General features: G+C 73.3%; 11 protein-coding genes. 3 read left to right on the top strand and 8 right to left on the bottom strand.

From position 1 onward, the window contains the following. Window positions 1-53: 53 nt before the first annotated feature. Both ABT154_RS12435 and ABT154_RS12440 read right to left on the bottom strand, forming a co-directional pair. The gene (locus ABT154_RS12435; protein WP_351856270.1) at window positions 54-467 is read right to left on the bottom strand and encodes a RidA family protein; all 414 of its coding nucleotides are present in this window, start codon (window positions 465-467) and stop codon (window positions 54-56) included. Further along, entirely contained in the window at window positions 464-1,600 is a 1,137-nt protein-coding gene (locus ABT154_RS12440) for an acyl-CoA dehydrogenase family protein (protein ID WP_351856272.1), read from the bottom strand. Before ABT154_RS12440 ends, ABT154_RS12435 begins: the two co-directional genes overlap by 4 nt. A 170-nt stretch (window positions 1,601-1,770) precedes the next feature. Between ABT154_RS12440 and ABT154_RS12445 the strand changes: the two genes are divergently transcribed. Both ABT154_RS12445 and ABT154_RS12450 read left to right on the top strand, forming a co-directional pair. After that, window positions 1,771-3,393, top strand: a complete 1,623-nt coding sequence (locus ABT154_RS12445; protein ID WP_351856274.1) for an AMP-binding protein — start codon at window positions 1,771-1,773, stop codon at window positions 3,391-3,393. A 74-nt stretch (window positions 3,394-3,467) separates the two neighbouring features. Further along, window positions 3,468-4,295 (top strand): PaaX family transcriptional regulator, encoded by an 828-nt coding sequence (locus ABT154_RS12450; protein WP_351856276.1) that lies wholly within the window; start codon window positions 3,468-3,470, stop codon window positions 4,293-4,295. On the opposite strand, the gene ABT154_RS12455 is transcribed toward ABT154_RS12450, so the two are convergent. The 3 genes from ABT154_RS12455 to ABT154_RS12465 form a co-directional block, all read right to left on the bottom strand. Beyond that, window positions 4,292-4,792, bottom strand: coding sequence for an anthrone oxygenase family protein (locus ABT154_RS12455; RefSeq protein ID WP_351856278.1), 501 nt, complete (start codon window positions 4,790-4,792; stop codon window positions 4,292-4,294). The two genes, ABT154_RS12450 and ABT154_RS12455, sit on opposite strands and share 4 nt — an antisense overlap. Before the next feature lie 87 nt (window positions 4,793-4,879). Next, window positions 4,880-7,177, bottom strand: coding sequence for a bifunctional salicylyl-CoA 5-hydroxylase/oxidoreductase (locus tag ABT154_RS12460; protein WP_351856280.1), 2,298 nt, complete (start codon window positions 7,175-7,177; stop codon window positions 4,880-4,882). Then, the gene (locus tag ABT154_RS12465) at window positions 7,162-7,989 is read right to left on the bottom strand and encodes an enoyl-CoA hydratase family protein (protein ID WP_351856282.1); all 828 of its coding nucleotides are present in this window, start codon (window positions 7,987-7,989) and stop codon (window positions 7,162-7,164) included. Before ABT154_RS12465 ends, ABT154_RS12460 begins: the two co-directional genes overlap by 16 nt. Before the next feature lie 261 nt (window positions 7,990-8,250). On the opposite strand from ABT154_RS12465, the gene ABT154_RS12470 reads away from it, so the two are divergent. Continuing rightward, window positions 8,251-8,736 (top strand): ATP-binding protein, encoded by a 486-nt coding sequence (locus ABT154_RS12470; RefSeq protein WP_351856284.1) that lies wholly within the window; start codon window positions 8,251-8,253, stop codon window positions 8,734-8,736. Here the strand turns inward: ABT154_RS12470 and ABT154_RS12475 are convergent. The 3 genes from ABT154_RS12475 to ABT154_RS12485 form a co-directional block, all read right to left on the bottom strand. Continuing rightward, a complete protein-coding gene (locus ABT154_RS12475; RefSeq protein WP_351856286.1) occupies window positions 8,690-10,120 on the bottom strand; it encodes an amino acid permease in 1,431 nt (476 codons plus the stop codon). The genes ABT154_RS12470 and ABT154_RS12475 overlap by 47 nt on opposite strands. Before the next feature lie 120 nt (window positions 10,121-10,240). Beyond that, window positions 10,241-11,254 carry an ornithine carbamoyltransferase gene (gene argF / locus ABT154_RS12480; RefSeq protein ID WP_351856287.1) on the bottom strand — a complete coding sequence of 338 codons (1,014 nt, stop codon included), beginning with the start codon at window positions 11,252-11,254 and terminating at the stop codon, window positions 10,241-10,243. A 123-nt stretch (window positions 11,255-11,377) separates the two neighbouring features. Next, the gene (locus tag ABT154_RS12485) at window positions 11,378-12,610 is read right to left on the bottom strand and encodes an arginine deiminase (protein WP_351856289.1); all 1,233 of its coding nucleotides are present in this window, start codon (window positions 12,608-12,610) and stop codon (window positions 11,378-11,380) included. Between the last annotated feature and the right edge of the window lie 80 nt (window positions 12,611-12,690).

Genomic DNA, 12,690 nt, shown 5'->3' on the forward strand with positions numbered 1-12,690 from the left:
GTGACCAGTTGATCATCGGGGTCCCGCAGGTCAGGCGGGGGCGGGCCCGCAGGTCAGCCGTGGGCGGGCTCGTCCAGGACCGCGAAGCCGTCGAGTTCCACCCGGGCCTGTTCGTCCCAGAGGCGTACGACTCCGATCACGGCCATCGCCGGATAGTCGCGGCCCGCCAACCGGCGCCAGATCCTGCCGAGTTCGTGGGCGTGGGCGCGGTAGTCGTCGACGTCCGTGGTGTAGACGGTGACGCGGGCGAGGTCGGCGGGGGTGCCGCCGGCGTGGCGGAGGGCGGTGAGGAGGTTGCCGAGGGCGGTGGTGAACTGCTCGGTCAGGGTGTCGCCCACCACCGCGCCCCCGCTGTCGAGGGCGGTCTGTCCGGCGAGGAAGACCAGTCTGCTGCCGGTCGCGGTGACGGCGTGGGAGAAGCCGGTGGGCGGGGCGAGTTCGGCGGGGTTGTGCCGGTGCAGGCTCATGGGGCGGGCTCCTCGCGATGACGTGCGTACAGCTCCTTGGCGATGATCGTGCGCTGGACCTCGGTGGCGCCCTCGTAGATCCGGGGTGCGCGGACCTCCCGGTAGAGGTGTTCGAGGAGGTGGCCGCGTTGCAGGGCGCGGGCGCCGTGGAGCTGGACGGCGGCGTCGACGACGTACTGGGCGGTCTCGGTGGCGAGCAGTTTGGCCATGGCGGAGCGCCGGGGCACGTCGGGGTCGCCGTCGTCGTAGGCGCTGGCCGCCGCGTAGACCAGCAGGCGGGCGGCCTCGGTACGGGTGGCCATCTCGGCGATCCGGTGGGCGACGGCCTGGAGGTCGGCGAGGTGGCCGCCGAAGGCGGGGCGGCCCGCGGTGTGGGCGAGGGCGGCGTCGAGGGCGGCCTGGGCCATGCCGACGGCGAAGGCGCCGACGCTGGGCCGGAAGAGGTTGAGGGTGTTCATGGCGACGCGGAAGCCCCGGTCGGGTTCGCCCAGGAGGTCATCGGGGCCGACGGGGACGCCGTCGAAGGTGAGGGTGCCCAGGGCGTGCGGGGCGAGCATGTCGAGCGGCTCGCCGCCGAGGCCGGGCCGGCCGGCGGGGACGAGGAAGGCGGTGACGCCCCGGGAGCCGGCGCCCGGGGTGGTGCGGGCGAAGACGGTGGCGAAGTCGGCCTCGGGGGCGTTGGAGATCCACTGTTTCTCGCCGTTCAGGTGCCAGCCGCCGTGTCCGTCGGGGACGGCTTCGAGGGCGAGTGCGGCAGCGTCGGAGCCGGCGCCGGGTTCGGAGAGCGCGAAGGCGGCGACGGCCCGTCCGGCGGTGATCTCGGGGAGCCAGCGGGCCCGCTGGGCCGGGGTGCCGAAGGCGGCGACGGGGTGGCCGCCGAGGCCCTGGAGGGCGAGGGCGGTCTCGGCCTCGGTGCAGGTGCGGGCGAGGGATTCGCGCAGGAGGCAGAGTTCGAGGGCGCCGGCGTCGAAGAGCCGGGCGATCAGTCCCAGCTCGCCGAGGGCGGTGACGAGGGGGCGGTTGACCCGGCCGGGTTCGCCCTTGTCGGCGAGGGGCTTCAGGCGGTCGGCGGCGAGGCCGCGCAGCTCCGTACACCAGGTGATCTGTTCCGGTTCGAGCGAGAATGCGGGCATGCGGTCCCTCTCCGGCTCCCTCGGGCGCCCCGGCGGGGCGCCGTCCGGCGCGTTCGTCTCCCCGCGCCCTCGGTTGCCCTTGCCGCTTGTCGCGAACAGTTGACTGCCGTCACCAACACGATACGCTCGTGAGGCGACGGGCGACCCCACCTCGACAGGGGGACGGACTCATGGAGCTGACACCCTCGGCCCACCTCGACAGCTTCGCCCGCGACCGGCTGCCACCGCCGGAGCGGTGGCCCCGCCTCCTCTTCGACCTCCCCGAGCTGGTGTACCCCGACCGGCTCAACTGCGGGGAGGAACTCCTCGACCGCACGGTGGAACGCCTCGGCGCCGACCGGCCCGCCTTCCACGACGGCGAGGGCGGCGTCTGGAGCTACGGACAGCTCCAGGACCACGTCGACCGCATCGCCCACGTCCTCACCTCCGACCTGCGGGTCAAGCCCGGCAACCGGGTCCTGCTGCGCGGCCCCACCACCCCCTGGCTCGCCGCCTGCTGGCTCGCCGTGATGAAGGCCGGGGCCGTAGCCGTCACCGTGCTGTCCCAGCAGCGCGCCCCCGAACTCGCCGCGATGGCCAGAGCCGCGCGCTGCAGCCACGCCCTCTGCGACGTCCACGCCGTCGACGAACTCCTCGGGGCCCGCGTCGCCGGGCTCCGCGTCACCCCCTTCGGCGGGGACGGCCCCGACGACCTGCTCGCCCTCGCCGCCCGCCGGCCCGGCCGCTACCCCGCCGTGGCGACCGCCGCCGACGACGTGGCCCTCATCGCCTTCACCTCCGGCACCACCGGGCGCCCCAAGGGCTGCGTCCACTTCCACCGGGACGTCCTCGCCGTCGCCGACACCTTCTCCGCGCACGTCCTGCGCCCGCTGCCCGACGACGTCTTCGCCGGTTCGCCGCCGCTCGCCTTCACCTTCGGCCTCGGCGCGCTCGTCGTCTTTCCCCTGCGGGCCGGGGCGAGCGCGGTCCTCCTTGAGCAGGCCGGGCCCAAGCAGCTGCTCGCGGCGATCGAGCGGCACCGGGTGTCGGTGCTCTTCACCGCCCCCACCGCCTACCGGGTGATGATCGACGAGCTGACCCAGGGCACCGCCCCCGAGCTGGGCTCGCTGCGGCGCTGCGTCTCGGCGGGCGAGAACCTGCCGGAGGCCACCTGGAAGGCCTGGTACGCGCGGACGGGTCTGCGGCTCATCAACGGCATCGGCGCGACCGAACTCCTCCACATCTTCATCTCCGCCGCCGACGGCGACATCCGCCCCGGGACCACCGGCCGCCCGGTGCCCGGCTGGCAGGCCAGGATCGTGGACCGGGAGGGCCGGGCCGTCCCGGACGGCGAGGAGGGGCTGCTCGCGGTGCGCGGCCCGGTCGGCTGCCGCTATCTGGCCGATCCGCGCCAGGAGGAGTACGTACGGGAGGGCTGGAACGTCACCGGGGACACGTACGTCCGCGAGCCCGACGGCTACTTCCGCTATGTGTCACGGGCCGACGACATGATCATCTCGGCGGGCTACAACATCGCGGGGCCGCAGGTCGAGGAAGCGCTCCTGGACCATCCCGACGTGGTGGAGACGGCCGTGGTGGGCCGCCCGGACGAGCTGCGCGGCCAGGTCGTCGTGGCCTACACGGTGGTACGGGAGGGGGTGCCGCGCGACGCGGGCACCGCCGCCGCGCTGCGGGCCTTCGTCCGCGCCCGCCTCGCCCCGTACAAGTCGCCCCGCGAGATCGTCTTCCTGGACGAGCTGCCGCGCACGGCCACGGGCAAGCTCCAGCGCTTCCGCCTCCGCGACCCGGCCTGACCGGGCCCGGACGCCGCGGCCCCTGCCCTCCGGGCAGACGGCGCTACGTTGACGACAGGGCCTAAAGTGATCACGTGGCCGAGCAGCACACCCCCCGATCCCTCATCGTCTCCCTGTACGGCGCGTACGGCCGTGCGCCCGACGGGTCCCCCCTGCCCGTCGCCGCGCTCATCCGGCTGCTCGGGGTGCTCGGGGTGGACGCGCCCTCCGTGCGTTCCTCGGTGTCGCGGCTGAAGCGGCGCGGGCTGCTGCTGCCGGGCCGTACGGCGGACGGGGCCGCCGGGTACGCCCTCTCGGAGGACGCCCGCCGCCTCCTCGACGACGGCGACCGCCGCATCTACGCCCGCGCCGAGCCGAAACTGTCCGAGGGCTGGGTCCTCGCCGTCTTCTCGGTCCCCGAGGCCGAGCGGCACAAGCGGCACCTGCTGCGCTCCCGGCTCGCCCGGCTCGGCTTCGGCACGGCGGCGCCGGGTGTCTGGATCGCGCCCGCGCGGCTGTACGAGGAGACCAGGAACGCCCTGGAGCGCCTGGAGCTCTCCCCGTACGTGGAACTCTTCCGGGGCGACCACCTGGGGTACGCGCCGACGGCCGACGCGGTGGCCCGCTGGTGGGACCTGCCCGCCGTCGCCGGGCTCCACGAGGAGTTCCTCGCGGCGCACGAGCCGGTGCTGCGGGCCTGGCGGACGGCCCCGGCGGGCGCCGAGGACGCCTACCGGGACTATCTGCTCGCTCTGGACTCCTGGCGCCGCCTGCCGTACGCCGACCCGGTCCTGCCCGCGGAACTCCTCCCGGACGACTGGCCCGGCCGGCGCTCGGCGGAGGTCTTCGCGTCCCTGCACGAGCTGCTGCGGGACCGGGGCGCCCAGTACGTGCGGCCGTTCCTCTCGGGAGACACCCCCTAGGGGGCGCCCGGCAGGCCCCGGTCCTTCCGTACGGCCAGGGCCCGCAGCAGGCAGCCGAGGGCCAGCGTCGACAGGGCCGCGCGGACCAGGTTCCACGCCACCCAGGGGGCCTCGAAGGCGGCGCGGGCCGTGGTCGGGTCCTTCGCCGCGGCGAGGGCGTCGTTGAGGGGGACGTTCACCGCGGCCGTGACCACGAAGACCGCCGCGCACAGCACCGCCGCGGCGAGCGTCCAGAGCCGCGCCCGGCCGGCGCGGTGCTGCCAGGCGGCCACCGCCGCGAGGAGCGGCGCCCCGAGGAACGGGGTGAAGAAGACCGGGTTCTGGATCACGTCGTTGATGTTCCGCATCACCTCGACGTAGACCCGGTCGTCGCTGCGCGCCAGCGCCGGCATCACCGAGCAGACATACGCGAACCACACCCCCGCCAGCAGTCCGGTCGCCGCCGTCGCCGCGCCGAGGACCGCCCCGGCACCGTTCCCACCCCTGTTTTGTGTCATGTCCCCATTCAAGGGTGCCGGGGGCGCGCCCGACACGGTTCCGCGTCGCACCCGCATACGCGAGCGTCCAGGGCGCCCGGACGGGGGCTACTCCCGGCGGCCCGTGGGCGGCGGCCGGCTGCCCGCCCGGTACGGGGCCGGCCAGGGGGCCGCCGGGCCCTCGTAGGACTGCTCGGCCGCCGCGTGCAGCGTCCAGTGCGGGTCGTAGAGGTGCGGGCGGGCCAGGGCGCAGAGGTCGGCGCGGCCCGCCAGGAGCAGGGAGTTGACGTCGTCCCAGGAGGAGATCGCGCCGACGGCGACGACGGGCACCCCGGCCTCGTTGCGGACGCGGTCGGCGTAGGGGGTCTGGTACGAGCGGCCGTAGGAGGGGGTCTCGTCGGGCACGACCTGGCCGGTGGAGACGTCGATCGCGTCGGCCCCGTGGTCCGCGAAGGCGCGCGCGACCGCGACGGCCTGCTCGTCGGTGGTCCCGCCCTCGGCCCAGTCGGTGGCCGAGACACGGACGGTCATCGGGCGCTCCCGCGGCCACACCTCCCGTATCGCGTCGAAGACTTCGAGCGGGAACCGCAGCCGGCCTTCGAGGTCGCCGCCGTAGGCGTCGGTGCGGTGGTTGGTGAGCGGGGAGAGGAAGCCGGAGAGGAGATAGCCGTGGGCGGCGTGCAGTTCGAGGAGGTCGAAGCCGCTGCGGGCGGCGCGCCGGGCCGCGCCGGTGAACTGCTCGCGCACGGCGGTGAGTCCGGCGCGGTCCAGGGCGGTCGGGACCTGGTTGACGCCGGGGCGGTACGGGAGGGGTGAGGCGGCGACCAGGGGCCAGTTCCCGGTGGGCAGGGGCTGGTCGATGCCCTCCCACATGCGCCGGGTGGAGCCCTTGCGGCCGGAGTGGCCGAGCTGGACGCCGAGCGCGGTGCCGGGCGCCGAGGTGTGGACGAAGTCGGCGATCCGGGCCCAGGCGGCGGCCTGTCCGTCGGTCCAGAGCCCGGAGCAGCCGGGGGTGATACGGCCCTCCGGGCTGACGCAGACCATCTCGGTCATGACGAGTCCGGCGCCGCCGAGCGCCCTGGAGCCGAGGTGGACGAGGTGGAAGTCGCCGGGGACGCCGTCCTCGGCGACGTACAGGTCCATGGGCGAGACCACGATCCGGTTGCGCAGGGTGAGGCCGCGGAGCCGGAAGGGGGTGAACATGGGCGGGGTGCCGGGCGGGCAGCCGAAGTCGCGTTCGACGGCGGCGGTGAAGGCCGGGTCGCGGAGCCCCAGGTTGGCGTGGGTGACGCGGCGGCTGCGGGTGAGGAGGTCGAAGGCGAAGCGGCGGGGCGGCCGGTCGACGTGGCCGGCGAGTTCCTCGAACCAGTGCAGGCTGGCGGCGGCCGCGCGCTGGGTGGACTCGACGACGGGACGGCGTTCCGTCTCGTACGCGGTGAGGGCCTCGGGCAGGGTCGGGTGGGCGCCGACGGCGGCGGCGAGGGCGACGGCGTCCTCGACGGCGAGTTTGGTGCCGGAGCCGATGGAGAAGTGCGCGGTGTGGGCGGCGTCGCCGATGAGCACGGTGTTGCCGTACGACCAGCGCGCGTTGACGACGGTACGGAAGGCGGTCCAGGCGGAGTTGTTCGAGCGGAGCTCCCGGCCGCCGAGCGCCTCGGCGAAGATCTTGGCGCAGCGGGCGGTCGACTCGGCCCCGTCCAGTTCGGCGAAGCCCGCCGCCCGCCACACCTCCTCGCGCATCTCGACGATGACGGTGGAGGCGGCGGCCTCGTACGGGTAGGCGTGCATCTGCATCACGCCGTGCTCGGTCTCGGCGATCTCGAACCGGAACGCCTCGAACGGGAAGTCCGCGGCGAGCCAGACATAGCGGCAGCGGTGCGGGGTGATCCGGGGGCGGAAGTGGTCGGCGTGGGCCTCGCGGGTGCGGCTGTGGACGCCGTCGGCGGCGATGACCAGGTCGTGGGAGGCGGCGAGGGCGGCGGCGGGCGGGGCCTCGGTACGGAAGCGGAGCCGTACGCCCAGGTCGGTGCAGCGGGTGTGCAGGATCTCCAGGAGCCGGCGGCGGCCGAGGGCGGCGAAGCCGTGGCCGGTGGAGGTGGTGCGGTGGCCGCGGTGGACGACGTCGACGTCCTCCCAGCGGACGAGGTCGCGGCGGAGCGCCTCGTACACCGCGGGGTCGGCGTCCCTGACTCCGCCGAGGGTCTCGTCGGAGAGGACGACGCCGAAGCCGAAGGTGTCGGAGGGTGCGTTCCGCTCCCAGACGGTGACCTCGCGGGCGGGGTCGAGCCGTTTGAGCAGGGCGGCGGCGTAGAGGCCGCCGGGGCCGCCGCCGATGACGGCGATCCGGTGCACGGCCGCCCGGCCCGGGTCCCCGTGGGGGCCGGGCACCGTCAGCACCCCTGCCATTTCGGGGGGCGCTTCTCGGTGAAGGCGGCATGGAACTCGGCGTAGTCCGCGCCGTTCATCAGCAGGGCCTGGGTGGCCGCGTCCATCTCGACCGAGGCGGCGAGGGGCATGTCGAGCTCGGCGGTCAGCAGGGCCTTGGTCTGGGCGAGGGCGAGCGCGGGACCGTCGGCGAGACGTCGGGCGAGGGCGGCGGCCCGCTCCCCCGCCGCGCCCTCCTCGGTCAGCTCGCTGAGGAGGCCGATGCGCTCGGCCTCGGCGGCGTGGACCGGCTCGCCCAGCATGAGGAGGCGGGTGGCGTGGCCGAGGCCGACGACCCGGGGCAGCAGATAGGCCGCGCCCATGTCGCCGCCGGAGAGGCCGACGCGGGTGAAGAGGAAGGAGAAGCGGGTGGTGGGGTCGGCGATCCGGAAGTCGGCGGCGAGGGCGAGGACGGCCCCGGCTCCGGCGGCGACGCCGTGCAGGGCGGCGACGACCGGGAAGGGGCACTCGCGCAGCGCGCGGACGACCCGGCCGGTCATCCGGTTGAAGTCGAGGAGTCGCGCGGTGTCGAGGGAGAGGGTGGCGCCGATGATCTCGTCGACGTCGCCGCCGGAGCAGAAGCCGTGGCCCTCGCCGCCGAGGACGAGGGCGCGGACGGCGCGCTCGCGGGAGAGCTCGGCGAGGAGGTCGCGCAGGTCGGCGTAGGCGCCGAAGGTGAGGGCGTTGAGTTTCGCGGGGCGGGCGAGGGTGACGGTGGCGACGCCCCGGTCGATGTCGAGGCGCAGGTGTTCCCAGTGGGCCGTGCGGGGCGTGGAACCGGTAAAGGGGCTCATCCGGAACGGCCTCCTTCCTCCGTTCGGAGGGTATCACCGTACCGTGACTGTCGTCACGAGTACGCGATATGGGAGGGGTGGGGACGCGATGAGAGAGGGGTGCCCAAGGTCCCCGGCGACTGGTGACCGAGGACCCTGCCCGCCGGGGAGGGCCGCCTCTGGAGGAATGAATTGCACTTCGTATGGTTGAAACCAGGACGTCTCGGGATGCCTCCACCCCACTCGCCCACCCGCCCCCACACGGCGAAGGGAGCCCGCCCCATGCACGAAGTCACCCGCCCCACCGCCGGCGGACCGGCCGCCTCCTGGCGCATCGAGCTGCCCCACACGACCGCCGCCGTGCCGATCGCCCGCGCCCTGATCCGTACCGCCCTCACTGACATCGACATCGACCCCGAGGCCGCCGGCCGCCCCGACGGCGACACGGCGGAGCTGCTCACCGCCGAGCTGGTCGCCAACGCCGTCGAGCACACCGCGGGCCGGGGCCCCATCGAGCTGGTCGTCGAGCTGTTCTCGCCGCCCGGCGGCTGCCAGATCGAGGTCCACGACTCCGAGCCCGCCCGCCCCGGTCAGCTCGTCTGCCCCGACCCCGAGACCGAGGTCGACCCCTGGCAGGAGCACGGCCGGGGCCTCCTCCTTATCCGGGCGCTCAGCAGCGGCTGCGGACACCGCCCCACCGCGCACGGCAAGGCGGTCTGGTTCACGCTCCCGGGGATCCCGTCGCAGCGCCCTCGCTCGGAGCCGTGACCAGGCGCGAGTGGCGCCGCCCGTACAGCGCGTACACCAGTGTGCCGACGACCAGGAATCCCGCGAACTGAACCCAGGTCGTCCAGCCGGTGCCCCAGATCAGATAGAGGCAGAAGCCGATCCCGAGGATCGGGCTGAGCGGGAAGAGCGGCACCCGGAAGGAGCGCGGCAGCTCGGGATCGCGGCGGCGCAGCACCATCACCGCGAGGTTGACGACCGCCATGATCGCGAGCGTGCCGATCGTGGTCAGGTTGACGACCACGTCGAGCGAGGCGAAGGCCGCGGGGACGGCGAAGACGGCGGCCACGATCCAGGTGTTGGCGACCGGGGTCGCCGACTTCGGCGAGACCCGCTCGAAGACCCGGGGCACCAGGCCGTCGCGGGACATCGACATCAGGATGCGCGTCTGCCCGTACATCACCGCGAGGACGACGGACGCGATGGCGACGACCGCGCCGAAGGCGATGATCCCGCCGCCGACGGACGACCCGGTGACCTGGTCGACGACGAGCGAGAGCGCGGCCGGCTGGCCGGCGACGGCGTCGGCGCCGATGGCCCCGATCGCGGAGAGCGCGACGGCGCAGTACAGCAGGGTGACGATCCCGATGCAGACGAGGATGGCGATGGGGATGTTCCGGCGCGGGTTCTTCACCTCTTCACCGGCCGTGGTGATCGCGTCGAAGCCGATGTACGAGAAGAAGGCCACCGAGGCGCCCGAGGTGATCCCGCCGAGGCCGTTCGTGGCGAACGGCGACAGGTGACCGGCCTGGAAGGCCGAGAAGCCGATGGCGCAGAAGACGATCAGGATGCCGATCTTGAGGATCGCCATGGCGGCGGTCGCCCGCGCGCTCTCCCTGACCCCGCGCACCAGCAGGGTCGCGGCGAGCAGGATCACGACCACGGCCGGCAGGTTGACCACCCCGCCGTCGGCCGGTCCGGCGGAGAGCGCGGTGGGCAGCTGCCAGCCGGTCAGGCTGTCGAGCAGTTCGTTGAGGTACTGGCTCCAGCCGACGGCGACCGCGGAGACGGAGACGCCGTATTCGAGGAGGAGGCACCAGCCGACGAGGAAGGCGGTGCGCTCGCCGAGGCTCGCGTAGGCGAAGGAGTAGGAGGAGCCGGAGACCGGGATCGCGCCGCCCAGCTCCGCGAAGGAGAAGGCGGTGAAGATGCAGGTGATGGCGGCGAGCACGAAGGAGACGACGACCGCGGGGCCCGCCTCGGCGACGCTGTCGGAGAGGCCGACGAAGATGCCGGTGCCGACGATCGCGCCGACGCCGAAGCACACGAGCTGAAAGAGGCCCATGGTGCGCTTGAGGCCGTGGCCTTCGAGGTCGGCGCCGGATTCGGCGAGGAGTTGCTGCGGGGTCTTGATCCGCGAGGTCATGCGGTGGTTCTCGTCTCTGGTCGTGCATGCGTGAGGGGGGTCCGAGCATGTGCGCCCGGACCCCCCTGAATCGTGCGATCGTAAACCGCACTACGCATATTCACCCAATCGGGCGTAATACTATTCCGCCGCCGTACCGGCGAGCGTCGCGACCATGACGGCCTTGATCGTGTGCATCCGGTTCTCCGCCTCGTCGAAGACGACCGAGTGCGCCGACTCGAAGACCTCGTCGGAGACCTCCAGCTCGGTCAGGCCGTGCCGGGCGTGGATGTCCCGGCCGACGGCCGTGCCCAGGTCGTGGAAGGCCGGCAGGCAGTGCAGGAACCTGACGTCCGGGTTCCCGGTGGCGCGCAGCACGTCCATGGTCACGGAGTACGGGCCGAGGGCGGCGATCCGCTCGTCCCACACCTCCTTGGGCTCGCCCATGGAGACCCACACGTCGGTGGCGACGAAGTCGGCGCCCCGGACCCCGTCCGCCACGTCCTCGGTGAGGGTGATCGTGGCCCCGCTGGTCTCGGCCAGCTTGCGGGCCCGGTCGACGATCTCCGCGGCCGGCCAGTACGCCTCCGGGGCCACGATCCGCACGTCCATGCCGAGCAGGGCGCCGGTGACCAGGTAGGAGTTGCCCATGTTGAAACGGGCGTCGCCGAGGTAGGCGAAGGCGATGGTCTCCAGCGGCTTGTCGGTGTGCTCGGTCATGGTGAGCACGTCGGCGAGCATCTGGGTGGGGTGCCAGTCGTCGGTGAGCCCGTTGAAGACGGGGACACCGGCGAACGCGGCGAGCTCCTCGACCACGGCCTGGCCGTCGCCCCGGTACTCGATGCCGTCGAACATCCGGCCGAGGACGCGGGCGGTGTCCTTGACCGACTCCTTGTGGCCCATCTGGGAACCGGCGGGGTCCAGATAGGTGGTGGAGGCGCCCTGGTCGGCGGCGGCGACCTCGAAGGCGCAGCGGGTGCGGGTCGAGGTCTTCTCGAAGATCAGGGCGATGTTCCGGCCGCGCAGCCGCTGGACCTCGACGCCCGCCTTCTTGGCGGCCTTGAGCTCGGCGGAGAGCGCGACCAGGGCGCGGAACTCCTCGGCGGTGAAGTCCAGCTCCTTGAGGAAGTGGCGGCCGATGAGGTCTGTGGCCATGGGACGCGCTCCTGGGGGTACGAGTCGGGGGACGGCGATCGGGGACCTTGGAAGTGTATACACACTTCAACATTTATATACAGCCCCCTCCGGTGGAGAGGCCCCCGAGCAGCTGCGGAACCGTCAGGCCGCGTCCCGCTCCACCGGGCAGCTCATGCAGCGCGGGCCGCCCCTCCCCCGGCCCAGCTCGCTGCCCGGGATCTCGATCACCTCGATGCCCTGCTTGCGCAGGTGCGTGTTCGTGGTGGCGTTCCGCTCGTACGCGACGACCACCCCCGGCTCCACCGCGAGCACGTTGCACCCGTCGTCCCACTGCTCGCGCTCCGCCGCGTGCACGTCCTGCGTCGCCGTCAGCACCCGGATGTCCTGAAGTCCCAGCGCCGCCGCGATGGCGCTGTGCATCTGCTCCGGCGGGTGGTCGGTCACGCGCAGGGACTGGCCCGCGTCGCCCGGTTCGATCGTGTACGAGCGGAGCATCCCGAGCCCCGCGTACTGCGTGAACGTGTCCTCGGCGACCATCGTCATCACCGTGTCCAGGTGCATGAACGCCCGCCGCTTCGGCATGTCCAGCGCGATGATCGTGCGCGCCGAACCGGCCGCGAACATGCCCCGCGCCAGCATCTCCACCGCCTGCGGGGTCGTCCGCTCGCTCATCCCGATCAGCACGGCACCGTTCCCGATGACCAGGACGTCCCCGCCCTCGATCGTCGACGGGTAGTCGGCCTGCCCCTCCGACCAGGTGTGGAACGTGCCCGCGTCGGCGCCCGTGAAGAGGGGATGGTGCTTGTAGATCGCCTCGAAGTGCACGGTCTCGCGCTGCCGGGCGGGCCAGCGCATCGCGTTGATCGAGACGCCGTCGTAGATCCAGGCCGAGGTGTCCCGGGTGAACAGGTGGTTCGGCAGCGGCCCGAGGACGAAGTCGTCCAGGTCCAGCGCGTGGAACCGCACCGAGGTCGGCTCCCGGTGCGCCGCCAGGAACTCCCGCTTCGTCATCCCGCCGACCAGCGCCTCCGCCAGCGCGCCCGCGTCCAGCGAGTCGAACGCGGCCCGGAGGTGGTCGGCGGCGAGCGGCCCGTACTCCTTCTCGTCGAAGACCCGGTCGAGGACGAGCGAGCGGGCCGCCGGCACGTCGAGCGACTCGCTGAGCAGGTCGCCGAAGAGGTGCACCTCCACGCCCCGGTCGCGCAGCACGTCAGCGAAACCGTCGTGCTCCTGCCGGGCCCTGCGCACCCACAGCACGTCGTCGAAGAGCAGGGCGTCCTTGTTGGTCGGGGTGAGCCGCTTCAGCTCCAGATCGGGCCGGTGCAGGATGACGCGGCGCAGCCGCCCGGTCTCGGAGTCGACATGGAATCCCATACGTCCATCCTGACGGAGCGGGGCGGCCGGGGCCCGCGTTTCGGGTCGGGGGTCGGGTCGGGGTCGGGTCGGTACCGGGG

The organism is Streptomyces sp. NPDC001728 (assembly GCF_040297565.1).
Lineage (GTDB): Bacteria > Actinomycetota > Actinomycetes > Streptomycetales > Streptomycetaceae > Streptomyces.

What these genes read in the sequence shown, in the direction of transcription:
- ABT154_RS12435 (WP_351856270.1), bottom strand. Translation starts at nt 467, where the DNA reads ATGAGCCTGCACCGGCACAACCCCGCCGAACTCGCCCCGCCCACCGGC.
- ABT154_RS12440 (WP_351856272.1), bottom strand. Translation starts at nt 1,600, where the DNA reads ATGCCCGCATTCTCGCTCGAACCGGAACAGATCACCTGGTGTACGGAG.
- ABT154_RS12445 (WP_351856274.1), top strand. Translation starts at nt 1,771, where the DNA reads ATGGAGCTGACACCCTCGGCCCACCTCGACAGCTTCGCCCGCGACCGG.
- ABT154_RS12455 (WP_351856278.1), bottom strand. Translation starts at nt 4,792, where the DNA reads ATGACACAAAACAGGGGTGGGAACGGTGCCGGGGCGGTCCTCGGCGCG.
- ABT154_RS12460 (WP_351856280.1), bottom strand. Translation starts at nt 7,177, where the DNA reads ATGGCAGGGGTGCTGACGGTGCCCGGCCCCCACGGGGACCCGGGCCGG.
- ABT154_RS12465 (WP_351856282.1), bottom strand. Translation starts at nt 7,989, where the DNA reads ATGAGCCCCTTTACCGGTTCCACGCCCCGCACGGCCCACTGGGAACAC.
- ABT154_RS12470 (WP_351856284.1), top strand. Translation starts at nt 8,251, where the DNA reads ATGCACGAAGTCACCCGCCCCACCGCCGGCGGACCGGCCGCCTCCTGG.
- ABT154_RS12475 (WP_351856286.1), bottom strand. Translation starts at nt 10,120, where the DNA reads ATGACCTCGCGGATCAAGACCCCGCAGCAACTCCTCGCCGAATCCGGC.
- argF (WP_351856287.1), bottom strand. Translation starts at nt 11,254, where the DNA reads ATGGCCACAGACCTCATCGGCCGCCACTTCCTCAAGGAGCTGGACTTC.
- ABT154_RS12485 (WP_351856289.1), bottom strand. Translation starts at nt 12,610, where the DNA reads ATGGGATTCCATGTCGACTCCGAGACCGGGCGGCTGCGCCGCGTCATC.